The following is a 24,274-nucleotide window of genomic DNA, read 5'->3' on the forward strand; positions in this document are numbered from 1 at the left end:
TCCTCGGGGTCTCAAGGAAGGCTGATTCGCAGGCTCCGTTTCGACCTTCAATGAATTCCTCTGAGTGGAATCCATGGGTGACGAGCAGGAACCGGTGTCTTTCAAATGCGGGGCATTTCTTCGATTTCTCATCGACCTGTTGGCATTTCAGGACAGACGACTTCGAAGGGGAGGTCATACCCGGAGGCTCCTGAGGAGCGCCCAGTTGTCAACGAAAAATACTGTACTGAATTGTACTACCTTGCAACCAATACGTCATCAGACGATCCGATGATGCGTACGGATCGGAAGGATTTGGCTGTTTTGTATCAGGTGTGAGTTCTGAGCGGTCGTGAAGAGAGCGACTTCGGAGAATTCTCGCAGCGACTTCATTTTGTAAACAATCTGACGCCTGGTTTGCTCTCATATTTGATGAGATGCGTAGTGCTTGATATGATTCTACGAGAAATGTGCGTTGTCGAAAGCTGACAGACGTGAATTTCAGAAGAACACTCCCGACGAAAATTGTGATGCTGTTTGAATGGTTCGGCCAGTCAACACCATCGCACCCCCCGAACTCCTTCCTTGTGGCCCTCCCAACGGCCTCAGAAGAACAGACGAGTGCGAATCCCAATCGCATTCCGGAGATTGAACTTTGCAACTCAAGCCCGCGAGCCATGAACACCGGAGTGACAACGCACACAGCGTTCGGCAACTTCGGCTTGTCGCTCGCTCGGGGTTCGTTCATTCTGCCGCATCCAACCTGATCAATTACCTGATTTTGCCCAGTGTCCGTAGTCCTCATTGAACAGGTACTCATGATGAGCGCTCGACTCCGCAGTCTATTTCAACACGCACTTGTCTGCGTTGGTGTAGCGTCAGTGATGGCGCTTGCCGCACAGCAAGCTGAGGCAAATCCGGAACCGGCGTCACTCGAAGTGCAGGCGGGTTCATCACAGGGGACGCTGCAGATCCGCGGCAGCGAAGACCTCCGCCAACTCCTGGTGACCGGGAAATCGGAGCAAGGTGCCGCCTCGGATCAAACTCGGGCCGTGACCTACACTGTGCAGGATGAAGGGGTCGCCAAAGTCGACTCTGCCGGAGTCGTTATCCCGACCGGGAGCGGGGCAACCTCCATTCGGGCCTCGTTGCCAAGTGGTGTCGAAGCATTGATCAACGTTGAAGTTTTGGATTTCGAACAGAATCGCCCCGTCAACTTTCCGAATCAGGTGGTGCCTATCCTGACCAAATATGGTTGTAATGGGGGAGGATGTCATGGAGCAGCGAGTGGTCAGAACGGTTTTGCGCTCTCACTGCTGGGTTTCGAGCCATCAGAAGATCACGAGCATTTGGTCAAGGAGTCTCGCGGGCGGCGCATTTCCTTCAATGCCCCCGATGAAAGTCTCTTGTTGAAGAAGGCAATCGGCGCTCTTCCACATGGAGGCGGGGCACGTATGGAGTTCGACTCTCCAGAATACCGCCTGCTCCGACGATGGATCGAGGAAGGTGGACAACCGGGGGACGCAAAGACGGCTCAGGTCGCTTCGATCGAAGTGTTTCCTCGGCATCGCGTTCTGGCGCCACAATCGCAGCAGCAACTGGTCGTGATTGCGACATACACAGACGGAACTCAAGTCGATGTCTCAGCGACAGCGGTATACGAAGCGAACATTGCTGAGATGGCGACCGTCAGCAAGAGGGGTTTGGTAACAACGACCTCAGAACCGGGTGATGTCGCGGTGATGGTGAGATATCAGTCTCAGGTTGCCGTCTTTCAGGCGACCATTCCTTTGGGGATCCCCGTCGACTCCCTCCCTCCGAGTCGCAATTTCATCGACGATTTGGTCTTTCACAAATTGAAGTTGCTGGGGCTTCCTCCCTCAGGTGTGACGGATGATGCGAGTTTCCTGCGACGGGTCACATTGGATATCGCCGGTCGCCTCCCGACGGAACAGGAAACGCTCGACTTCGTTGCTGATCAGGACTCCGCGAAGCGGGATGTGTTGATTGAACGACTGCTTTCCTCCAAAGACTATGCAGAATACTTCACGAACAAATGGTCAATGCTGTTACGCAATCAGCGTTCGGCAGGGGCGATGGATGCTTCGAAACCGGGAACCTATGCATTCCATAGCTGGATTCGACAGGCGATTCAGGAAAACAGGCCCTATGACCAGTTTGTGCGAGAAGTCTTGACCGCATCCGGAGAGGCGTCTGAGAACCCGGCGGTGATCTGGTACCGCCATGAAAACGACGTAAATAAACAGGTTGAAGATGTCGCTCAGCTGTTTCTTGGCCAGCGCATCCAATGTGCGAAATGCCATCACCATCCGTTTGAGCGATGGAGTCAGGCGGACTACTACAGCATGTCTGCATTCTTCACACAGATCGGTCGCAAGCCGGGCGCATTGCCGACTGAGGATCGCATTTTTCATCGATGGGGAGTGGCTGCCGCGTCGCATCCCCGGACCGGAGAACGCCTGATGCCCGGAGGTCTGGGAGCGAGTCCAGTCGAAATTCCACCTGAGCAAGATCCCCGTTTGTATCTCGCAGACTGGATGACATCGCCAGAAAATCCGTACTTCGCCAAGTCTCTTGTGAATCGGTACTGGAAGCACTTTTTGGGGCGAGGCTTGGTTGATCCCGAGGACGATATGCGGGCCACAAATCCCGCTGTGAACCCGGAATTGCTCGCTGCCCTCGAGAGTCACTTTATTCAAAGCGGATTCGACATGAAGGATCTGATTCGTACGATTTGCCAATCGACTTCGTACCAGCTCAGTTCTGAACCGAATCAATACAATGAAGATGATCGCCAGAACTTCTCGCGATTCTATCCGCGTCGCCTGCCAGCCGAAGTCCTGCTCGATTCAGTCGACAGCGTGACGGGGACGGCCACTCGGTTTTCAGGCGTCGCGTCCGGGGCACGGGCTGTGGAACTGCCTGATTCGAATTTTCCTTCGTACTTCCTGTCGGTGTTTGGAAGACCACAAGGAGAGAGTGTTTGCGAATGCGAACGCGAGAATGACTCGAACCTTTCGCAGAGCCTGCACCTGATCAATTCGAACGAAGTCGCAGAAAAGGTTTCCAGCACTTCAGGAAATGCCTTCCGTCTGGCCAACGAAAAAGAGAGCTCATTAGAAGATCGAATTCAGAAGCTCTATTTGATTGCTTACAGCCGAATTCCGACACCTGAAGAAATGTTAGTCGTGTCAGAGTACCTGAAGAGTCGGGTGATGGCTGACGGCGCTGACAATCCGCAGGCATTCGAGGATGTGGTGTGGAGCCTGATGAATACGAAAGAGTTTCTATTCAATCACTGATCGTCTGAAGATCTGTTCGATGAAACCCAGCGTTGCAAGGGGTGATTTCAAACCCCTTGTGAGCATTTCTTTGCGGAGTCGACCGTGACCGGATTCGATCGCAATGAATTACGAGATGTAGCCAGATCAGGGGCGGTTTGATGCAGTGTAATGGACGAAAGTCGTCGCTGGTGGCGTCCGCAAAAACTCGCGGGCAGGTGAGTCGATGCTTCAGTTGGTGCACGGCGATGATGGTCCTGTTGGCGACTTCATCGGTCTACGCTGCCAGGCTGCCGAATCCTCAATTGAACGCTTGTTATCCGTCGGGGGGACAGCAGGGATCAACCTTCGATGTCTCTATTGAAGGAGCCGACCTCGAAGAGGTCTCTGCACTTTCTTTTTCGCATCCTGGGTTCACTGCGGTGCAGAAGACGACTCCTCCTCGCTCTTTTGAATCACAACCGAATCCGGTTCCAAACCAGTTCACAGTCAGCATCGCAGGGGATGTTCCTGTTGGTGTTTATGAAGTGCGTGCCGTCGGACGCCATGGCGTTTCGACATCCTTGCAGTTCAGTGTGAGTGATGTTCCCGAACTCCTGTGTGATCTAAAGAACACGACACTGAAGACAGCGATGCCAGTGGGGCTCAATTCTGTTGTCAATGTTTCGCAGGCGGGAAGCGACGCGGCGCACTATTTTGCATTTGAGGCTCAAACTGGCCAGTCCGTTACGATTCGGTGCCAGACTCGTTCGATCGACTCACGTATGAAGGGGATGCTGGAAGTTCTCAATCAAGACGGAACTCCGATCGCGTTTGGTCGTTCTACTAATTTGCGAGAGGCAGTGGCGACATTCACACCTTCTGCCGGTGGTCCCTACGTCGTCAAAGTGTATGACGCGACATACGCCGGCGGTTCCGCGAACCGATATCGATTGGAAATCAGCACTCGCCCGTGGATCGATTTTGTCTGGCCACCCTGTGGACAAGCAGGGACGACGGGTCGATTCACTGTGTACGGTTACAACCTCCCGGAGGGGGTGCCCGCAGAGGAATTTGATGCCCGCTTTGGATTGCAAAAACAAGCGGTTGATATTGCGATTCCAACAGTCGCCTCTCCTTTGTGCTTGTTGTCGGCAAGCTCGGTTCGTGCAGTCTCTGAAACAGCAGCGACAGGGTTCGACTATCGAATTCCAGGCGGTACTCTCAGTTCCAATCCAGTCTTTATTGGAATCGTTGAGCATCCGGTCGTATTGGAAAAAGAGCCCAATCAACTCTCGACGACCCCATTCGAGATCCCGGTTCCATGTACAGTCGCTGGACAGTTTTACCCGGAGCGGGATATCGACTGGTTTTCGTTCCAGGGAGTGAACGGAGAAGTTTATTCCATCGATCTGCTTTCGGAGCGACTGAATCTCGCGACGGATGCAACGATGGCGCTCTTTCATGTGTCGCGGGACGCCAATGGGAACGAATCCACTCGCATGATCAGAGACGCAGACGACACCCCGACGAATCTCCGAAATCCGCCTTACGATGTGGCGACTTACGATCCGTCGTACACATTTCAGGCGGATGCTGATGGTGAGTACCGGATTCATCTTCGCGATCAGTACGCCGGAACGAACTCTCACCCGAGAAATCGGTACTTGCTGACAGTGAAACGGGCAAACCCTGATTTTCGACTGATTGTGACCACGCGCGAATTGGTTGAATCCATTTCCGATCCGGATCCTCAACGCCGGGCAAATCCAGTGCTGAGAAGAGGAGGGTGTCAGCCGTTGACGATTCAGGTGTCACGCGTTGATGGTTATTCTGGCCCGATCACATTGAATGTTGAGGGCCTTCCTCAGGGAGTGAGCTGTCCGGATGTCGTTGTCCCGGCAGGGCACAATCACGCTTCTCTCGTGCTGACTGCGACGCTCGACGCTCCTGTATGGAGTGGGCCGATTCAGGTGTTCGGAACAGCGACAATTGAAGGATCAGAAGTTCGAAGAATTGCGACTCCTGCTTCGATCGTCCTTGATAAGAATGGTCCGGGAGAGAAGGCAATTGCACGAGCGGTTGGCAACCTGGAGTTGGGAGTGATTCCGGAAACGGTCCCGATGACATTGGCCCCTCGCGAAACAACCGTATGGGAAGTCAGCCGATTCGGGAAATTGAAAATCGTCGCGGACTTCACGCGGCATCTACCGACGACAGGGAATATCCGTCTTGAGGTTCGCGGTCTGCCGACATCCATTTACCCGTTCGAAAAAGTGCCAGCACAGGTACTCGAACCGCAAGTGAACGAGGGAACTGTCGAAGTCGCGATTGATCCGTCTTTGCCGGCAGGAGACTATCCCGCTTATCTGACAGCACAGAATAAAGTCGCCTACTCGAAAAACCCTGAAGCGGTGGCCGCGGCTCAGGAAAAGAAGCAGGTTCTTGACGCGAGGCTCGCCGAACTGACCGCGGAGTCGGCGAAGTCTCAAGAGGCGAAAGCCGCTCTGGAAGTGAAGTTGGCCGAAATGAAGGGGAGCGAGCCCGCCAACGCCGACCCTGCCGTCATTGAGCAGATCGAAACGGAATTGAATCAGGCCAATGCCTCGGCGACTCAAATTGCAGAAGTCATCGCAGCGGTGCAGGCGGAGATCCCCAATCTCGATACTCAAATCGCCACGCTCACCAAGCAGGCAGAAGCAAAAGAGATCGATCTGTTTGTTTCAAGCGTTCCCATCGTGATTCGGGTTCTTGAAATGCCTTTTCGTTTCAACCTCCCCGCTGAAGCAACAGCCGCGGCAGGGACAGATGCTGAAATTCAGTTGAACGTCGAAAGATTATTCGATTTTCAAGATCCCATTACGCTCGTTCCAGAAAGCCCAGCCGGCGTTGCGGGATTCACTACTGCGGAAGCTAGTGTCGCTGCGGGAGAGTCCACCTCAAAGCTGATTTTGAAGACAACGGCTGACACTCCACCGGGGTCTTATCAGCTTCCAGTGCTTGTGAAAGTGACATACAACGGCCAGGAACTCACGACAAAACGCACAGTCACGTTCCATGTGAAATCGCCATAGTTACTGACTTTTTTCAAGTAAATCAGGCCTGCAGATTTGACGTTCACTGTTGATGAAAGAAGTAAAGGGAGAGGAATGAACAGGACCACGTCGATTCAGAAGGTCGCATTGGCGCCGGGGTGGAGCCTGTGGCAGGCGGCGTTGGTCGCATCGATCATGGGGGTTGTCAGCCAGACTTCTGCAGCTGAACTGGAAGTGGCAGTTCCACAGCGTACGGAGTCTGTTGATTTCGAAACCGAAGTTCTTCCGATTCTCTCAAAAAGTTGCCTGGCGTGTCATAGCTCTACAAAACCCGAGAGTGACCTGATTCTTGAAACGCCTCAATCGATTTTGAAAGGTGGTCTATCCGGACCGGGGCTGATTCCGGGGAATCCGGAAGAAAGTTACATTCTTCAGGTTGCCAGACATCGCGAGGAACCCGTGATGCCGCCGGAGGGAAACGCTGCCAATGCGAAAAATCTGACACCGGAGCAACTTGGTTTATTGCACTTGTGGATTCAACAAGGAGCGACGGGAGAGGTCACTGGAACGAGTAAGATGATTCAGTGGGAACCTCTTGCAGCGGGGGTTCATCCGATTTATTCAGTTGCCATCACGCCTGACGGTCGCGATGTGGCAGCGGGGCGTGCAAATCAGATTTCAGTGTACAACGTCCCGGGGAATCGACGGGTTTCGCGTTTAATTGATCACGAGCTCAACTCGGTTGCAGGATTTGAGAATCAACCACGTGCTCATCAGGACATGGTGGAGTCACTGGCGATCAGCCCCTCCGGAGAATTGCTTGCGTCGGGCAGTTTTCGGGAGGTGAAATTCTGGCAGCGTCCTACGCAATGGAAGCGTCATGAATTGAAGACAGTCGGACAATCGCCCATAGACTTTGCCTTTTCTGCTGACGGTCAATGGGTCGCTTCGCTCGACAAAAATGGAATTCTCCAGGTCGTTTCATTCTCGAATCCGGAGCAGACAATCCGGATTGATCTCTCCGGTCAATCCATTCAATTTCTCGCGCTCAATGCAGATGGTTCGATGGTGGTGACGGGAGATGCTCTGGGTTCGGTTCAGCTGTATCAGTTGGCGACTCAGCAACTCGTTCGAAAAGCGACTTTCCCGGTTGGCGTGAGTTCTGTTCTTGTGAGTGAATCACTTCAGCAGATTGTTGCAGGTTGTGTGGATGGAACCATTCGTCAGTTCCCTATCGCCGCTTCCGGGGGGGAGAATGTTGTTGAGGTTGACCCTGCAGAAATCAAAGTGTTCGCAGGGAACGGCAGACCCATTTTACGGATGATTTCCGGAGACCCGCTGGGGGCAACCATGCTCGTGGCGTTGTCAAACGGAGTGGTGCAGCATGTTGAGTTGGGAACCGGAAATCTTCTGAAAGAATTCAATCACGGTTCTTCTGTCAGCGTTTTAGCTGTTAGCAATGATGCGAAACAACTCGCGACAGGTTCGGATGACGGCAGCGCAAAACTCTGGAATTTGGCGACTGGTGAACTACAGAAAGAGCTCACACGACACGCGCAGTTAGAGGCTGAAATAGCGGCTCTCAAGTTGAGAGCCGCTGTCGATCAACGAAACGTCGGCGCAATTTTGAATGATTATCAGCGGTCCTTGGGCAAAGCAAAAGAGGAGCAGCAGGGGGTCTATACCGCTGCGTTGGATCTTTCGAAGGCGGAAGTGGATTTGAAGGTGAAGATGTCAGCAGTTGCGAAGCCGGCGGAAGAGAAGGCAACCGCCGATCAGGCCGTGGCTAATATCAATGTTTCGTTGGGCGAAGCTGATGCGAAACTCAAACAGCTTGAGTTGATGCCGCCTGCTGCTGAGGATGCTGCGAGTCTGGAGCAACATGCGGAAGCTGTGAAGCAGCAACAGGCTGCCATCGCAAGTCTCAAAGAACAGTTGGTCGCTGCTGAGAAAGAGGCGACCTCAAAACAGGCGGCCCTCAAGAAAGCGAATGACGCAGTCGCGGCCGGTCAACAGGCGATTACAGCAGCACAACGCGCTCTTAAGGAAACGACCGAATCTTCAGCGAAAGCAGATGCTCAAACAACACAGCTGAAAGAGGTTGTGATCAACACTGAGGCAGTTCTTCATGTTTCTCAGCTGGCATTGTTCCGTGCTGAACAGACGCTTCGTCTGAAAAAGCAGGCTGTGATTGAAGCTCGCGGCGAGCTTGGCTCCGTGATGAATCAGTTTGAAACACTCTCCGCTCGTCGGGTAGAGGGGGCAGCAAAGGGCCTTCAATTGGCGGCACTCTCTCCAGAAGCGGAAGCCGCGACCTCTCATTTAATCCAGACAGAAACGAAGAGACGAACGGCACTGGTTGAACGGAGTCGTTTGAACGAAGATGCACTCTATACACGACATGAATTGCAGATTCGCATGTCCTCAACAGAAAATCGGATCGCTGCTGCGTCACGATTGGTGGAAGAGTCGTCGGCTGCCAGAGATGCCGCCGCGATGAACCAGACTGAGCTGGAAAAGAAAGTGGCAGAAGCCGCGGATGACTCTGCGAAAACGTTGGCCTCGACGGAGGTCCGAAATGCTGAACACCGCCGCCAACGAGCAGAGCAGGAACGTTTGAGCTGGCAACAGTTGCTCGAAGAAGAAACCGCGAAAAAGGCTGAGATCGCGGGCCGCCTCGCTGAATTCGAAGAGCAGCATCTCAAACGTATTGAGTCCGCTCAACAGTCGTTTGCTGTTGCTCATGGAGATTTTGAATCCGCGGTTCGACGAACGGAGAATCTTGCTGAGGTCGTAGCGGATCCGGATCAATTGGCAGCTATTCTCGTTAAACGCAAACAGGCCATTCTTGAAGCGTTAAATGGCTTGGAAAGTCCCGTGAGGTCGCTCGTGTTCAGTCCAGAAGGAAATCGACTTCTGCTGGGTGATCCACAAGTCGTGTGGGAGTATGGAACGACCGCAGGAGACCCCGCGGAATCACGCCCGGTCGATCAATCCGGTCTACTTGCTGGCCGCTTTGTCTCAGCGAATGAAATGATTGGTGTGTCGGTGCAAGGTGTTGTTCAGAGAGTCGACACGCAGCCAGAATGGAACCTCATTCGAAAGATCGGGAACGGTCTGGATGGGGACATTCTTGAAGGATCGGTCACGGCGCTTGATTTCAGTTCGGATGGAATTTTGGTCGCTACCGGGAGCGGAGAGGCTTCTCGTGATGGAGAAGTCAAAATCTGGAATGCAAGCACTGGGGAACTGGTACGGAGTTTTGAGCATATTCATAGTGATCAAGTGTTGTCGGTGAGGTTTTCTCCGGATGGCAAGCACATCGCAACAGGAGGGGCAGATCGCCTTGTCAAGGTGTTTGATGTCTCGACTGGGGCTTTGGTGCGAACCTTTGAAGGGCATTCAAATCATGTTCTCAGCGTGAGCTGGCGTTGCGATGGACGAGAAATTGTCTCGGGCGGAGCAGATAAGAGCGTCAAGATGTGGGATTTCTCAAAAGGGGAAGTTGTTCGCAACGTCCCCGGGTTCCCGAAAGATGTCTCAGCAGTGCAATATCTCGGATCTGGAGACACATTCATCATCGGGACTGGGGCAGCCAATCAGGTGATGATTCGCAATGTGGACGGTGGGGCAGGAACAGTCTTTCCTGGCCCGACGGACTTTATTTACTCCGTGAGAGCGTGCCGGGATGGATCTGTCGTTGTCGCCGGAGGCCAGCAGGGAGTTCTTCACGTCTGGAATGGTCAGGGCACGCCCTTGGCAACCTTTGTTCCCGAAGAGTAACGCATCAGCATCTGCGAACATGCTGCTCGATCGAGTGGCGGGTGACTCAATACGGACTATGATTGGCGAACATTGCTTCTGAGCACAGCAGCGATGAACTTCACACGTCTCTGTTGAGTGAGTCGATTTTGGCTGCGAACGCTACTTCACCCCAAAAGAAAAAACGTGACTGGTTTCTTCCCGGAATGCTGGTGGCGGTTGTCTTGGCCTGGTTGTATCCGATACCGGGAGCAAGAGGAGGATGGCTCTACCCAGAACTTCTCACCAAGGGGGGAGTCGCACTGATCTTCTTCCTGCATGGTCTGGCGCTTTCATTTTCAGCGTTGCGGGCGGGAATCTTTCAGTGGCGGTTGCATTTGGTTGTTCAGCTTTGCTGTTTCCTGCTCTTTCCAATGATTGGATTGTTGGTCTACTTCGGTTCTGCAGGGGTGATGCCTGATGAACTGCGACTCGGATTCTTCTACTTGTGTGCGTTGCCATCGACAGTCTCTTCGTCAGTCGCGATGACCGCAGCAGCCCGTGGGAACGTGCCGGCTGCAGTGTTTAATGCCACAATCTCGAGCCTGATTGGCGTCGTGGTCACGCCCCTGTGGATGAGTATGGTCCGGAGCGCTGCGGAGTCCGGAAGTTCGATAGGACGCGTGATTCTGGATCTGGTAATCTGGCTGGTGCTCCCGCTCGTCGTGGGGCAACTCCTGAGACCATTGTTCGGCGAGTGGGCCTCGAGAAATAAGGCGAAGATCAACGTCGTCGACCGATTGACGATACTCTTGCTCGTCTACACGTCATTTTGCGATTCAATGGTTCTGGGAGTTTGGACCAAGTACGGGGTGACGTCGGTACTCGTCACAGGTGCCGCTTCAATTGTCCTGTTTTACATGGTCAAGTTTTGTGTCGGCTTTACGTGTGATCGACTCCATTTCAATTGGCCTGATCGTGTGGCAGCGGTCTTTTGCGGATCGAAAAAATCGCTCGCCTCCGGAGTTCCAATGGCACAGATCATGTTTCGCGGTGATCCCGCGTTGGGGCTGATTCTTCTCCCAATCATGATCTATCACTCGGCTCAATTAGTCATTTGCGGATTTCTCGCAGCGAAGTGGGCGCAGCGAAGCGAACAGGCATCGACTTCAGTCAAAGAAACCGCCGACGCATGAGTCAGATCGACGCCTGACGGAATTGGACGTTCCAGCACCGAGAATCTTGGCGGTAGAGCAAGTAGAGCCCTCACGTCTCGGCACGAACAATTCAGGCCGAAACGGAGAGTGCGTCGTTGTGGCGAAAGTCAGTTTGCGGACGATGGCTGGTTAAATTTTCGGATCGCCGCCTGATTGAACACGTTTTGAGCTTCTCCACCATCGAGAGGAAATCCAGCGTGCTGAATCATGTAGATGGTGATGCGACCATTCTGGCGGTCGATGGTCATGTTGGTGGAATGTGCTCCTCCATGCCCAGCTGAACTGCCGAACGTCTGCCATCCAAGTCCATAATTCTCCTTGATTCCTTCCGGTGTCTGACGGGTTGTCATGGCTCGAACCGACTCTGCGGAGAGGTATCGCTTTCCATTGAACTCGCCATCATTGAGTATCATTTGGCAGAATCGAGCGACATCTTTCGCTGTCGAGAAGAGTCCACCAGCGGGCATCGGAAATCGATGAGCGCGATCTGTCAGCGGGTAATGCAACTGGCCGATCTGGAATGGTACCAGATTGTTCTTCTCTTCGTTTGGATGATACGACTTCGCCAGCCGGGAGACCTGTTCTTCGTTCGGCCAGAACGTGGTGTCGTGCATTTCGAGAGGGGTGAACAACTCGTCTTGTAGAAACTCCTCGTATGGTTTTCCGCTGACCACTTCGATGATGCGACCAGCGATGTTGATGCCAATATTGGAGTACTGATACCGGGTGCCCGGTTCAGCGACCAAGGGAATCATCGTGTAGCTGGCAACCGCTCTGGACAATGGAAGACCGTCCAGAGTGGGGGACTCGACCGCTGTTGCGAAGGGGAGTCCACTGACGTGAGCGAGTACATCGTGGACTGTGATTGCCCGAGTGGGACGCTTAAGAAGTTGATGTTCTTCATCCTGCTCGACGATGAGCCAGCGACCTTTGAATTCCGGGAGGTACTTTTCGATCGGGGCATTCAGATCGACTTTCCCTTGATCGACGAGAATCATCAGCGCGGCCGCTGTGATGGGCTTGGACTGCGAAGCAATCCAAAACATGGAATTCTCTTCCATCGCTTTTCGTGCTTCGATATCTGCCCAGCCAACGGTGTCGATATCGAGTATTGCATCTTTGGTGGCGACCAATGTCACAGCACCAGCGAGTGCTTGTCGATCAACAAACGATTGTAAGTCGTTCGCTGTTTCGTGTGTCTGCGCGATTGCAATTGATGCAGTCATGCAGTGAATGAAAAACAGAGACGCAGCGAATGCGGACGAAATACGATCCATGTCGAGGCTCAATCTGAATCACGAGGGAAAGTCGACTGCTTGGCGGTATAGTCCCGCGAGCGGGGCGTGTTCGCCGATCTTCAGTGCTGGTTGATTTGTGGTGATGCCGTGTCTGTTGCAGCCGCCGCCGGTTTAGCTGGTGCTGGACCGTGCGAGGCATTCATCTGAATCAAAACTACACCCAGGATGACAAGGATAAATCCGACGATTTGAGCGGGTGGAGTATGACGGTGTTCCGACATGAGTGTTCCGACAATCGCAGAGACAGCTGTTGCCCCTCCGAAGACGACAGGCATGACCAGTCGAGCATCTTTCGCGGAGAACATGGCGTAGGTCAACGTCAACGCGCCGAAAGCACCAAGAGTTCCAGCGATGAATCCCCAGCGGGCGATTTCCGGTTTGAATGACAGCGACTGTCCGGACATTTTGACAGCGATCACCCCCCCAACGATTCCCCACAGGAGATATGCCAGACCGATCAAGATGTACGGCTTGAATGGAGACTCTCCGAGCACGCGGGATTTGCCGAGAGCAGGTCCGTACATTCCCCAAAAAAAGGCAGTCGCAATCGCGAACATGAGGCCAATGAGTTTTTCTTTGGGCATAGTCGTCAACCTGAAATTTCAATTAAGAGAGCGATATCGACGTCCGCATTTCATAGTGCTGGTCGATGTGCATGCTAGAACGCTGATGGAATTCAGGAAAGTGAACACTCGAGTTGTGTCGTCGGGGAGAAAACAGAATCTCTATGCGACGCGATTTCGAGAGATTTCAAAGGTCAAGACTCGACGTTTGCAAACCGGGCACAACAATGGATCGGGCAGGGCTGAAAAGAGGGCTTCCAATGACAAATTGCGAGTTGACTGCTTAATAATATAGAAAATTACATGAAGAATTCAGATGACAATGCGATGCTGGTCGACGTCAATGAGTCGGCGCCTGCATCGCATCGACAGATCATGATTATTTTCTGGGTTTAATGCTGGCCTTAATGTTGGCAGCACTTGATTCCACAATCGTGTCGACCGCACTGCCGACGATTATGGGGGAGCTGGGCGGGGTTGATCACCTGTCATGGGTGGTGACTGCCTATCTACTGGCTCAAACAATCGTCACTCCGATTTATGGGAAGCTCGGCGACCTGTATGGACGTAAGATCGTTCTACAGGTGGGGATCGTGATCTTTCTGATCGGCTCCGTGCTGTGTGGACTCAGTCAGTCGATGCTGCAACTGATTGTCTTCCGCTTCATTCAGGGGCTGGGAGGCGGCGGATTGATGGTCACCACGCAGGCTGCTGTGGGGGACGTTGTCTCGCCACGAGATCGCGGAAAGTATCAGGGGTTGTTCGGGGCAGTCTTCGGTGTCGCCAGCGTAGTGGGCCCTTTGGTCGGAGGATACATCACCAATCACTGGAGCTGGCAGTGGATCTTTTACATCAACCTTCCGATCGGAATTGTCGCGATGTTCGTCCTTGCGACAACATTACCATCACGATCGATCAAAGTACGACACTCAATTGATTTCGTGGGTGCGGCACTCTTTTCCGTCTTCCTCTGCACGCTGATTCTCGCGACAGATTTAGGCGGGACAATGTATGCGTGGAATTCACCGATGATCACCAGCATGGCAGCTGTCATCGTCGTGACGTTCATCCTCTTTATTGTCACAGAACGGTTCGCGGTCGAACCGGTGTTGCCATTGCGCCTCTTCCTGAACAGAACCTTCACGATCAGTTCGGTGCTCGGAATGATTGTCGGGTTTTCGCTGTGGGGATCGGTGACGTACTTACCTGTTTACCTGCAAATTGTGAATGGGGCCACTCCGATTGAATCCGGGATGCAGATGCTTCCACTCATGGGGGGAGTCCTGACAATGTCGATCACCTCAGGGCGAATCATCAGCGCCACGGGCCGATACCGTATCTTTCCCATCATCGGAATGGCGGTTATGGGTAGTGGCCTGTGGATTCTCTCTGGGATGAAGCCAGATGTGAGCCCCTTCGTTGCGTCGCTGTATTTCTTATGGATCGGCCTGGGGCTCGGGATGATTATGCAGGTGCTGGTGATCGCGATTCAGAATGCGGTTCCTTACCGGGACCTGGGTGTCTCAACGAGCGGAGCCATTCTGTTTCGGTTGATGGGCGGTTCAATCGGGACAGCAGCATTGGGAACTGTTTTCAAATCACAGCTCCATGCTCAGCTGTCGAAGCTCTTGCCCGCGGGAGAGAATGTCGCGGAACATGTCGTCCGGATCAGCCCGCAAGTGATGCAGACGCTTCCAGAAGATCTCCGTGCGATTTACACGAACGCATTCGTCAATTCAATCAGTACGGTCTTCACGGTGGCAGCGACGATCGCAACATTTGGCTTCGTGCTGGCTCTGATGTTGCCAGAACATCCGTTGAAGCGGAATTCTTCGGAATCAGCGGCAGCGGTTGAGTAACGCTGAAGTCGGCTACTTTGCTGCGGGTGCGACTGGCTGGAGAACCGGTCCGTCCGAGTCATTCGAATCATTCGAGAACAGGAATTGCACTGGAACGATTCCTGTTCCATTTGCGAGCGGAATTTCCTGAAAGGACTCTCGTAATGAAACGAAAGACTGTAGCGCAGCGTCGCCCAGTTCCTCTCCATTGTCCGACGTCCATCCGAGCTTTGAGACGATCATCGGGTCGTGTGGATTGCGGATCACATCTTCGACATCCGGATTCGTGCGGACTTCCTGCAACTGATGATAGGCTGTTGCAACGACGTTTTTCCAAGGCTCGTCGAAAGCGACAATTCCGTTTTCTGTTCCATCAGGGAGTTGTTCGGAGTAGGGAGAAGCTGCGTAATAAATGCTCTCCCCATTTACTGGGACAGAACCGTGAAATCCTCCGAGTCCATTGATTGAATCGATACGAGAATCGGATGCAGCGGCAGACATGAGCCCTGCGCGTTCATCGTCGTCGATGAGCACTGTTCCTTGCGGAAGAAGAAAGTTCAAAACGGTTGTGTCCGGATCGAATTCTTCCAGAAATCCTTGATTCAGCAGTGATTCAACGTAGTACCGAATGTCACCTCGAGTCACTTCTTTGGGCACATCACCGATCAGTGGGTGTGACGGATGGACGATTGTCGAGACCGGATGAGAATCGAAATATTGCTGAACGACATTGTTCAAGGAGGAATCTTGCATTGCCGCTTTGAGCGCGTCGTCAATTTGTTGGATCGTTGTTTGATTGAACTTATCTTCTCCACCCACATAAATATTGACGTAGGCCATTTGCGGGAGAGTTTTTCCTCCGCGGTATCGAAGCTGACTCGAAGCACTCTGGATTTTGGCTGCGGGGACAGGTTCATCGGCAAAGGGATTCGCGAAATTTTCGAGATCATCGCTCTTCGGCTGAATGGCGGCTGAGGCCATCGCTGTCGTCAGCGAAGCTTGCTCTCGAGCCAATTGTGCTGCCGGTGAGTTGGGTCGGGTGGCAACGCTCAGATGGCGGTGTCGACCTCGTTCTTTGGGGGGTGCAGATGCAGGGGCAACTGGAATCGATGACGCTGTGGCAGCATTGGCGGCCGGAGGAAGCGGCCAGGGAGTCCAGGTGAGCGAATTTGACTCGCCTGGGAATGGATCGATCGATGAAACTGGTGGAATTTCGGCAGAAGGTGGTTCGAACTCGGGAATGTCAGCAGCGGGAGCTTCTGCTGGGGCTGGCGACACTTCCGGTGTCATTGCAGGGATCGGTTGGGCGTCTACCTCCTGCATCGGAGCAGGTTGCGGTGGCATCGGCTGAGGTGGGCTGGCAGGAGGTTGAGGGGTTGTGACCGAAGGTGGTGATGTCACAGGGGATTGAGAACGCGGAGCTGAACTGAGTGGAAGTGGAGAATCCTTGGCTTCCGCTTGAGAAATCGCGACAGGAGGAACCTGTGCTTCTGGGGGAGAGGCTTTGGGGACTGAATACGGAGAAGAGACTGGAGGAGTGGATGCAGAACGTTGAATGGGGGGGACGTAATTCGCTCCAGCGACGGGGGATGGAACATAGGGCGTTCCAATGGGGAAGGAGTTTGAAGCGACACCAGCTGAAGAGTGAGATGGGGCAACAGCGGTGATGACCGTAGCTGTGGGAGCGAAGGGCGGGTAGGTGGGGTGAGCGGAGCCAATTGATGCGAATCCTGTCTGAAACGCGACTGGCCCGCTTGGCTGGACTTGTGGAGTGAACGTTCGTTGCTGAAAGTTGCCTGAAGCACCTTGAGGATAGGAGTTATAAAGGGCGGGAGAGGTCATTTGCGCGGATGAATAGTATCCGGCATTGTTTTGGAGGGACGATGCGCAGCCCACTGACCAACAGCTGATGAACAGGCTGAAGATCGTGATAGTGGGATGTGATCGGACTACTGGCATGACATCAACTCCGTGGCTTCGCATCGGTGTCCATCGTGGGACCGACTCATGGCGGGAGGAGATTACTAGGATCTTCACCGGCAGGAATAGCCGATTCTTTTGGATCGACACCGGCAGAATCTGCAGATTGCAAGATTTTCAATAGAATGACGTGGTACAAGAATGCTCCTTTGGGGAGAAACAGTCTGATGTCGCGAGTTTCATATCAGTTTTGGACCCAACTCGGCTTAATCATCGTGGCGTCTTTGTGTTCCTCTTCCGTGGGGGCGGGGGAGGTTGTGACGGTTGCTGGAACAGGTGTTCAGGGGAACAGCCCCAATGGGACAGTCGGGACTTCGGCTCAGATTGGCGAACCATACGGGCTGACGGGGGGGCCGGACGGGGCTCTCTACGTTTGTGAAATCGGGAATCATCTGATTCGTCGCATCGACTTGTCGACCGGTGAGACTCAGGTCGTCGCAGGGACAGGCAAGAAGGGCTACACAGGGGATGGCGGTCCAGCGAGCGAAGCGACGATGTTCGAGCCGTATGAAGTTCGTTTCGATTCCAAGGGAAACATGCTGGTCGTCGAAATGAAAAACGCTGTGGTGCGTCGTGTCGACATGAAGTCGAATATCATTTTCACTGTCGCGGGGACTGGCACACCGGGCTTCTCTGGCGATGGTGGAAGCGCGTTGATGGCCCAGTTCAACCAGCCTCATTCGTTGGTGTGTGATGCGAACGATAACATCTACATTTGTGATATCATGAATCAACGTGTTCGGCGAGTGGATGCCGCGACCGGCATCGTGACAACACTGATCGGCGGTGGGGAGCAGCCATTAGATGACAATGAGGTTCCATTCGAAAGTCGCCATGCAATCGGACCGAGAGCGATGGACTTCGTTGGTGAAAACGTCTTCGTGCTTGCGTTGAGAGAGGGGAATTCAATTTATCGCGGAACACTTGATCCGCAATCACTGACAAAAATCGCGGGGAACGGGAAAAAGGGTCTGTCGGTAGGAAGTCTCCCGGGGAATGAAGTTCCATTGTCAGGTCCGAAAGGCGTGGCTGTCGCACCGAACGGGGATATTTACTTCGCCGATACGGAGAGCCATACCGTCCGCGTCATTCGTGTTGACGGTGGGCATGTTGAGACTGTTGTCGGTGACGGTGAACGGGGCGATGGCCCCGATGGGGATCCTCTCCAGTGCAGGCTCGCTCGTCCACATGGGGTCTACGTCGATGCACAAGGAGTCCTCTACATCGGCGACAGTGAAAATCATCGAGTGCGATGCTTTCAGACCGACAGTGTGCGGACGAGCCCATGAAAAGTTCAAATACTCCTGAATTTCGTGATCCCGCTTCTGTGACGCAACGTTCGGCACAAGGACATCTGGGTGATCGTGGCAGTGTGAAAATCAAACCAACGAAATGTGAATCGGGTGGGCCATGTGGGGATTGGGCTGGAGAAATTTCGATCGGAGTCCTGAGACGCTGAAATTCGAAGCCATGCTATTCGGGATGGTCTTTTTTCTGGTTTCTGCAGTGTTCACATTCAGCGAAGTGAAGTATTTCATCTGGGGCAAAACCGCCGAATGCAGCATCCTCGGCGTTGAGCAAGTCGAATCCACGCACCGGAGAGGACGAATTTTTTCGTCGCCCAAGCAGCGAGTTCGTTACAGCTTCGTCGATGCCAGCGGAGCTTCAAGAACTGGAACCGATGAGGTTGGACTTGGATTCCATGTCCCTGCCGGGCGGGGAGAAGTCGTCTATTTGAAAAATATGTCGCAACTCTCGGGCAATAGCAATGTACTGATGGTCTGTTACTTCTTCGGGTCTCTTGCGTTCGTCATTGGAACGTTGATCTCATACGGGATCGAAGCGAAACGTCCGTTTAAACCGACAGTGTCGAGGAGAAAGCCTCGTCAGAACCGCCGTTCTCTGGCTTCCCGATGAAACCGTTGTCCGAGACAATAGACCAGTCAGCGAGACTCAGTTTCTGAATCTGAGTGACTCATGGCCGGTGAGGAACCCGAAGAGGGCCAGATCTTCTGTTTTGCAATGCGTAGAGTGTTGCGAACACCTTTATAAAGCTCCGCCCGCTGCGACTGCGTGAGGAGGATTGCGCCCATCGGGATGCGGTGCGGCCAGAGTCGGTCCAAATAGGACCCGGCTGAAGAGCAACTATTGATCATTGTGATTTCCGGCCGGTGCCTCATCAGATAGTTGGCGAGATAGATCTCAGCCCAGATACCGGGACTTCCGTCGCGATATTCTTGATTCCAGCCAATCTTGAAGGCGAATACGGTATCCCCCTCGACAAAATTGCAGGTTGATGCAATGACCTGATCGTCGATGAGCAGTTCACCGAAAAGAATTTTGCGTTCTGTGGAGAAGTCGTTCGCGACTTTCTCGAAAAAGGCGCGATGGCTTTCATTGCAGGCAATGGCCGTTCCGAGGTTCGATTTCCATCCGAGTTGTTCGAGCTTCAGAAATCGCTCTGTTGCGTGCTTCACTTCCGCCGCGGAATCGATACATCTGAAGGAGACCGTCCCTTTCTTCTGTAACTTTGCCAAGGCTCCTTTTAGAGACTTCCGACGGGACTTCGACAACGATGCTTCGAACGATTGCGTCGTGTCGATCTGTGACAGATCGAGAGCAGCGCGGAGCCAGTTGTTCTGTAGCTGAACCGAGAATCCGATCAGAGCAGCAGCAGTATAGATTCTCTCCGCAGTTCTGGATTCGACGCAGATCGAGTCGAGTATCAGGCCGTGGCGATATCGAGAAGTTTTCAGATGCGTAAGAAAGGCGAAGACAGCCTCGCGTTCGTATTCCCGCCGAACAAGAATCCCCGTCTGAAACTGATAGGGGGACGAGACGCTGATTAAGTGTGGAAACGGAAGGACGCTGGACGCTTCGACCGCTTGGAAAAGACCGAGAAGCATCAGCTTGCCAGCTTCATCTTTGACATACCAGAGATCTGGCCGTGTCCCTGACTTCACGTGTTGGTGTTGCGAGAGAACGAACTCCGGTTCAAGAAACGGATTCGGATCGACGGCGGATTGAGCGAGCTGACGCCAATCCTCAATGAATTCCGGAGTCACCTCGGTGATCGGAACCTGCTTTGCGAATCGCGTAGGATAGTTGGCAGTGGCAGTTTTCATAACTAGAATTGAATGCGTTCTTCGTGACTTCGAAGTCAGCGAATGAAACAGCACGTCTTTTCAACAGTCAGTGAGGTTGGTGCGAACCGAACGCCTGAGGGATTCGTAATGTGAAGGTTAGAAACACTACATCCGGAGAGGTTCAACCGTCTGGCCAACTTGCCGGGCTTGAACGAATCCCGCATTTTTCTCACGCGGGATTGCGATTGTTTGGATTATGAGGCTCACGTGTCGGCTGACACCGCGATCGATTCGATCGTGTACGTGCGACAATTGGCAGGGTAATTACGTATGTACGCGAGACGAATCGGCTATTGTTGATATGTTGCGAATGCGTGTGAAGTTTCCCAGAGGTGCACTTCGAGAATCGGGAGGTTCCGGGTCAACGCATGCTCGTAAATGAGGCGGGCAATGTTTTCCGCTGTCGGATTGCAATCGATGATAAACAGAGGTTCGCCCATCGCTTCGAGTGCGGGCAGGGCTGGGTCGTCTTTGTTCAGGATCATGCGGTGATCGAGATTTTCGTCGATCCAGGTACGGACTTCCCGCTTAATGTCGTTGAAGTCCAGCAGCATGCCACGGTCGTCGAGTGTTTCACCTTCTAGGACGATGACAGCTTTCCCGTTGTGGCCATGCAGGTGGCGACATTTTCCAGCATAATTCAGCAGGCGGTGGCCGTAACAGAACTCGATTTCCTGACTGACTCGGTACATGGACGGGGAACTTTATGGCAATGTGTGGGAGTTGCTGAATTCGCCATTGCATATGGCGGCGAGAACCCATTGGGAAACGTCAGCATATGATGTCGGAACTGGAACGGCGAGTGATGTGGATGAATCGAACCCGGAGAGAATCAAATCAACCGGTGATTGAACGATTCAAACTGTGTTTTCACAAGAAGTCTCGCTGAATTAGAAAGAAAATCCTCACTCCGCTTGACGAATCGTGGAATTTCGCTTTAAGTTTAGAGACTCGGGAGTGAAATCGTCAGTATCGTTGACGGTTTGTTCCTGACCAAAACCTAAATGAATCAAAATGAACGTCGTAAATTTTCACTTCATTCTAGCAAGCCTACTACTCCCATCCCGGGAGTCTTAGGACGGTGCGCTGAGTTTGAAGCGTGAATCACACCACCCTGAGGCTTTTGCGGAAGTCTCAGGGTGGTTTTGTTTTGAGACTTCCGTGTTTTAGATTTCGTCTGTATCAATCTTCGAGAGATCGACACGTTTTAAATCGAGTAAACGCCATGGCTGACGACAGCATTATCATCTTCGACACGACACTCCGCGATGGAGAGCAATCTCCTGGCTGCAGCATGGATACAGCTGAAAAGCTGGAAGTGGCACGTGCACTTGTCGAGCTGGGTGTTGACGTCATTGAAGCAGGGTTTCCAATTGCTTCACCCGGCGACTTCGACGCAGTGCAGAAAATCGCACGGACATTTGGTGATCAAGCGACCATCTGCGGTCTCGCTCGATGTCGAAAAGAGGACATCGATCGCTCCTGGGAAGCCTTGAAAGAGGCGAAGAATGCCCGGATCCATTTGTTTCTGGCGACCAGTGCGATTCATCGCGAATTCAAACTGAAAATGGCCAAAGAGCAGATCCTCAAGAATGCGGTCGAGATGGTGAAGTACACCCGCGACCTGATGGCGACCCGCTCTGATATTACGGTTCCGAATCTGGAGTTCTCACCGGAAGATGCCTCGCGTACCGAACTCGATTTCCTCTGTGAAGTCGTTGAAAAGACGATCGATGCCGGGGCGACGACTGTCAATATCCCAGACACCGTCGGTTACGCCACGCCGAATCATTATTACAAGGTGATTCGTTATCTGAAGGAGAACGTCTCCAACATCGACAAGGCAGTGATCAGCACGCATTGCCATAACGATTTGGGTCTCGCGGTTGCGAATAGCTTGTCTGCCATCGAAGCAGGGGCCAGACAAGTTGAGTGCACCATTAACGGACTGGGAGAGCGGGCCGGAAATGCAGCGTTGGAAGAGATCGTGATGGCGCTTCATACCCGCCGCGACTTCTACCAAGTCCAGACAAAGATCAACACTCCGAAGCTCTATCCAACAAGTCGCCTTGTCTCCAGCATTACCGGAATGGCGGTTCAGCGGAATAAAGCGATCGTCGGACAGAATGCATTCGCTCATGAGTCGGGAATTCATCAGCACGGGATGCTGCAAGAACGCTCGACGTACGAAATTATGCGTCCTGAAGATGTCGGGATTCTCGGTACCAATCTGGTGCTGGGGAAACATAGCGGTCGTCACGCATTGAGAGACCGTGTGGCATCGCTCGGGTATACGCTCGATGGCGATCAGTTTCAGCGTGTTTTCGACGACTTCATCGCATTGGCCGACAAGAAGAAAGAGATTTTCGACGCAGACATCGTTGCGTTGATTGAGAATCGTTCAGGCGACGTCGTTCAGGCGTGGTCGATCAAGAGTTTCCAGACGATTGGAGGATCGAGCACGATTCCAACAGCGACCATCGAACTGGTGCATCAGGATGGAACTGTTCAGCAGGACGCTTCAACAGGAGATGGTCCTGTCGATGCAGCCTTTCGCTGTCTTGAGCGAATCGTCGGTTTGACCGCGAAGTTGGAAGAGTACACCGTTCGAAGCGTCTCGGAAGGGAAAGATGCGCAAGGGGAAGTGACCTTGGAAATCGTTGTCGACGATCGTTCGTTCCACGGAAAAGGAGTCAGTACGGACGTGATCGAAGCGAGCGTTCAGGCGTACTTGCAAGCGTTGAACAAAGCTCTTTCTTCCGAACGCGGGCGTGGCACAAAACGCGAGAAAGGGGTCTGAGGTCGATCGATCGGCTCTTTGAAACCTGATCCGAAGTCTAAATTCGAATCACTGTCTGAATCTTTCGGGCAGTGATTTTTTTGTGGCTGATTCCGTTCGAATCGCGAGCAGGGGATGTGATTTCAATCTGAAGATTGAAGTTTCACAAATTGTCGGACCAGCAAGGCGACGGCGGTGTAGAATGAAAGAAACGCATTGCCATTGATGGGAGTGTCTCGATGGTCCCTCTGAAAAGTGCAGTCTTTTCCAGTCTTTTGGTGATTGTCATCGCGTCATCAGCGGAGGCCCGAATTCGCATCTTCGGCGGCCCTGTCGAGTCGGCAGGGTCTGGGATTTACTACCCGCCCGGAGGATCGGCTTCTCTGAGTACGCAACCCCATCGGAACACTCCGAAAGTGAATCCCGCCGAAAGTGAGATCCCACTGATTGATGGCGAGCGGATTGACCTGAATCCCGGATTCGTGCCGGGCGAGACATTTCGCACACCGACGTACGTTCCGCCATTCTTTCCAAGGACGATCTACTTTCCTGATTACACGCAGCAGGGGCAACGCGGAAGTCCTGCTTGACAGGAATAAGACCCATGACTTCGAAGTGGAATAAGTCTGCCTTCAGAGTGTTCTGGTGCTCCACATGAATGCCTATCCATACACGGTGAAGCCGCAAGAACCCGCGATCTTCGTGGAGTTGTATCTCCCTCGGAAGGCTGCGTTTCAGGGAGTATTGTACGACACTCTGACCGCGGGATTTCGGCTCGACAAGGTGAAAGAGCACTTTCTCCTCGCTGATGCCGTGAAGAAACAACAGATCCAGGCATTGCTAGGGAAGAGTTGGACCGTCGTCGATTACAAGCAGTCTGACATTGAATCGTTTCGGCGAGTCTTTTACGGGTACTCGCTGTACGACGTGAACGGAGTCTTTTTGAAGTCCCAGTCACCTTCCGGAGACGCGGCCGATGATGCGGATGAAAACTATCGGATCGCTGAGGAGCCCAGCCAGGTTGTTCGGATGGTATTCAAATATCCCAGTGCGGATGAGCCCTCTGCCGCGACCGATTTCTTAATGCTGGCCCTGCAACGGCCACTGGCAGAAATGGCTCAATTTGCACAATTGCATCGTGATGAAATTCAGAACGTGGCCGGCAACGATGCGGAACGAGTCTTCGAGTTGCTCGCAGATCTGGAACGTTGGCAGATGTACGTCGGACTCTTCGTCTTCGGTTATCTGGTCTATAACATCTGCGAGAGGATTCTCGAACTGGGAGAAACCTCTCGCCCTCCGTTGCACCCGGCTGACCTGTTGCAGGACGAGATCTGGGTCACTTCATCATGGAGTATGAGTATGAACGTAGTTGACTGGGCTCACCGCCACCAGCAATGAGCCACACGGTTGCCGA

General features: G+C 53.1%; 15 protein-coding genes. 10 read left to right on the plus strand and 5 right to left on the minus strand.

Annotation, left to right across the window (positions count from 1 at the left end):
• The first annotated feature begins 863 nt into the window (after window positions 1-863).
• The 4 genes from SH668x_RS06780 to SH668x_RS06795 all read left to right on the plus strand — a co-directional run bounded on the left by SH668x_RS06780 (window position 864) and on the right by SH668x_RS06795 (window position 11,232).
• The gene (locus SH668x_RS06780) at window positions 864-3,302 is read left to right on the plus strand and encodes a DUF1549 and DUF1553 domain-containing protein (protein ID WP_437187942.1); all 2,439 of its coding nucleotides are present in this window, start codon (window positions 864-866) and stop codon (window positions 3,300-3,302) included.
• A 140-nt stretch (window positions 3,303-3,442) separates the two neighbouring features.
• A complete protein-coding gene (locus tag SH668x_RS06785) occupies window positions 3,443-6,334 on the plus strand; it encodes a hypothetical protein (protein WP_437187943.1) in 2,892 nt (963 codons plus the stop codon).
• Window positions 6,335-6,409: 75 nt separating this feature from the next.
• Complete coding sequence (locus tag SH668x_RS06790; protein ID WP_437187944.1) at window positions 6,410-10,078, plus strand: c-type cytochrome domain-containing protein; 3,669 nt, start codon at window positions 6,410-6,412, stop codon at window positions 10,076-10,078.
• A gap of 128 nt (window positions 10,079-10,206) precedes the next feature.
• Window positions 10,207-11,232, plus strand: coding sequence for a bile acid:sodium symporter family protein (locus SH668x_RS06795; RefSeq protein ID WP_437188519.1), 1,026 nt, complete (start codon window positions 10,207-10,209; stop codon window positions 11,230-11,232).
• 128 nt (window positions 11,233-11,360) lie between these two features.
• Here SH668x_RS06795 and SH668x_RS06800 read toward each other — a convergent pair whose 3' ends face one another.
• Window positions 11,361-12,530 carry a serine hydrolase domain-containing protein gene (locus SH668x_RS06800; RefSeq protein WP_437187945.1) on the minus strand — a complete coding sequence of 390 codons (1,170 nt, stop codon included), beginning with the start codon at window positions 12,528-12,530 and terminating at the stop codon, window positions 11,361-11,363.
• 80 nt (window positions 12,531-12,610) lie between these two features.
• Entirely contained in the window at window positions 12,611-13,135 is a 525-nt protein-coding gene (locus SH668x_RS06805) for a hypothetical protein (RefSeq protein WP_437187946.1), read from the minus strand.
• Between the two features lie 386 nt (window positions 13,136-13,521).
• Between SH668x_RS06805 and SH668x_RS06810 the strand changes: the two genes are divergently transcribed.
• A complete protein-coding gene (locus SH668x_RS06810; protein WP_437187947.1) occupies window positions 13,522-14,973 on the plus strand; it encodes an MDR family MFS transporter in 1,452 nt (483 codons plus the stop codon).
• Window positions 14,974-14,985: 12 nt separating this feature from the next.
• On the opposite strand, the gene SH668x_RS06815 is transcribed toward SH668x_RS06810, so the two are convergent.
• Window positions 14,986-16,794, minus strand: coding sequence for a hypothetical protein (locus SH668x_RS06815; RefSeq protein ID WP_437187948.1), 1,809 nt, complete (start codon window positions 16,792-16,794; stop codon window positions 14,986-14,988).
• Window positions 16,795-17,099: 305 nt separating this feature from the next.
• On the opposite strand from SH668x_RS06815, the gene SH668x_RS06820 reads away from it, so the two are divergent.
• Window positions 17,100-18,221, plus strand: a complete 1,122-nt coding sequence (locus SH668x_RS06820; RefSeq protein WP_437187949.1) for a hypothetical protein — start codon at window positions 17,100-17,102, stop codon at window positions 18,219-18,221.
• 181 nt (window positions 18,222-18,402) lie between these two features.
• Entirely contained in the window at window positions 18,403-18,849 is a 447-nt protein-coding gene (locus tag SH668x_RS06825; RefSeq protein ID WP_437187950.1) for a hypothetical protein, read from the plus strand.
• A 26-nt stretch (window positions 18,850-18,875) separates the two neighbouring features.
• Here the strand turns inward: SH668x_RS06825 and SH668x_RS06830 are convergent, their stop codons facing one another.
• Window positions 18,876-20,057, minus strand: coding sequence for a GNAT family N-acetyltransferase (locus SH668x_RS06830; protein WP_437187951.1), 1,182 nt, complete (start codon window positions 20,055-20,057; stop codon window positions 18,876-18,878).
• A 311-nt stretch (window positions 20,058-20,368) separates the two neighbouring features.
• The gene (locus tag SH668x_RS06835; protein ID WP_437187952.1) at window positions 20,369-20,770 is read right to left on the minus strand and encodes a 6-pyruvoyl trahydropterin synthase family protein; all 402 of its coding nucleotides are present in this window, start codon (window positions 20,768-20,770) and stop codon (window positions 20,369-20,371) included.
• A gap of 533 nt (window positions 20,771-21,303) precedes the next feature.
• On the opposite strand from SH668x_RS06835, the gene SH668x_RS06840 reads away from it, so the two are divergent.
• The 3 genes from SH668x_RS06840 to SH668x_RS06850 all read left to right on the plus strand — a co-directional run bounded on the left by SH668x_RS06840 (window position 21,304) and on the right by SH668x_RS06850 (window position 24,258).
• Window positions 21,304-22,878 (plus strand): 2-isopropylmalate synthase, encoded by a 1,575-nt coding sequence (locus SH668x_RS06840; RefSeq protein WP_437187953.1) that lies wholly within the window; start codon window positions 21,304-21,306, stop codon window positions 22,876-22,878.
• Window positions 22,879-23,096: 218 nt separating this feature from the next.
• Window positions 23,097-23,447 carry a hypothetical protein gene (locus tag SH668x_RS06845; RefSeq protein ID WP_437187954.1) on the plus strand — a complete coding sequence of 117 codons (351 nt, stop codon included), beginning with the start codon at window positions 23,097-23,099 and terminating at the stop codon, window positions 23,445-23,447.
• 64 nt (window positions 23,448-23,511) lie between these two features.
• Window positions 23,512-24,258 carry a hypothetical protein gene (locus SH668x_RS06850; protein ID WP_437187955.1) on the plus strand — a complete coding sequence of 249 codons (747 nt, stop codon included), beginning with the start codon at window positions 23,512-23,514 and terminating at the stop codon, window positions 24,256-24,258.
• The last annotated feature ends 16 nt before the right edge of the window (window positions 24,259-24,274 follow it).

The organism is Planctomicrobium mucosum (assembly GCF_051466335.1).
In the GTDB taxonomy this organism is placed as follows: domain Bacteria; phylum Planctomycetota; class Planctomycetia; order Planctomycetales; family Planctomycetaceae; genus Planctomicrobium.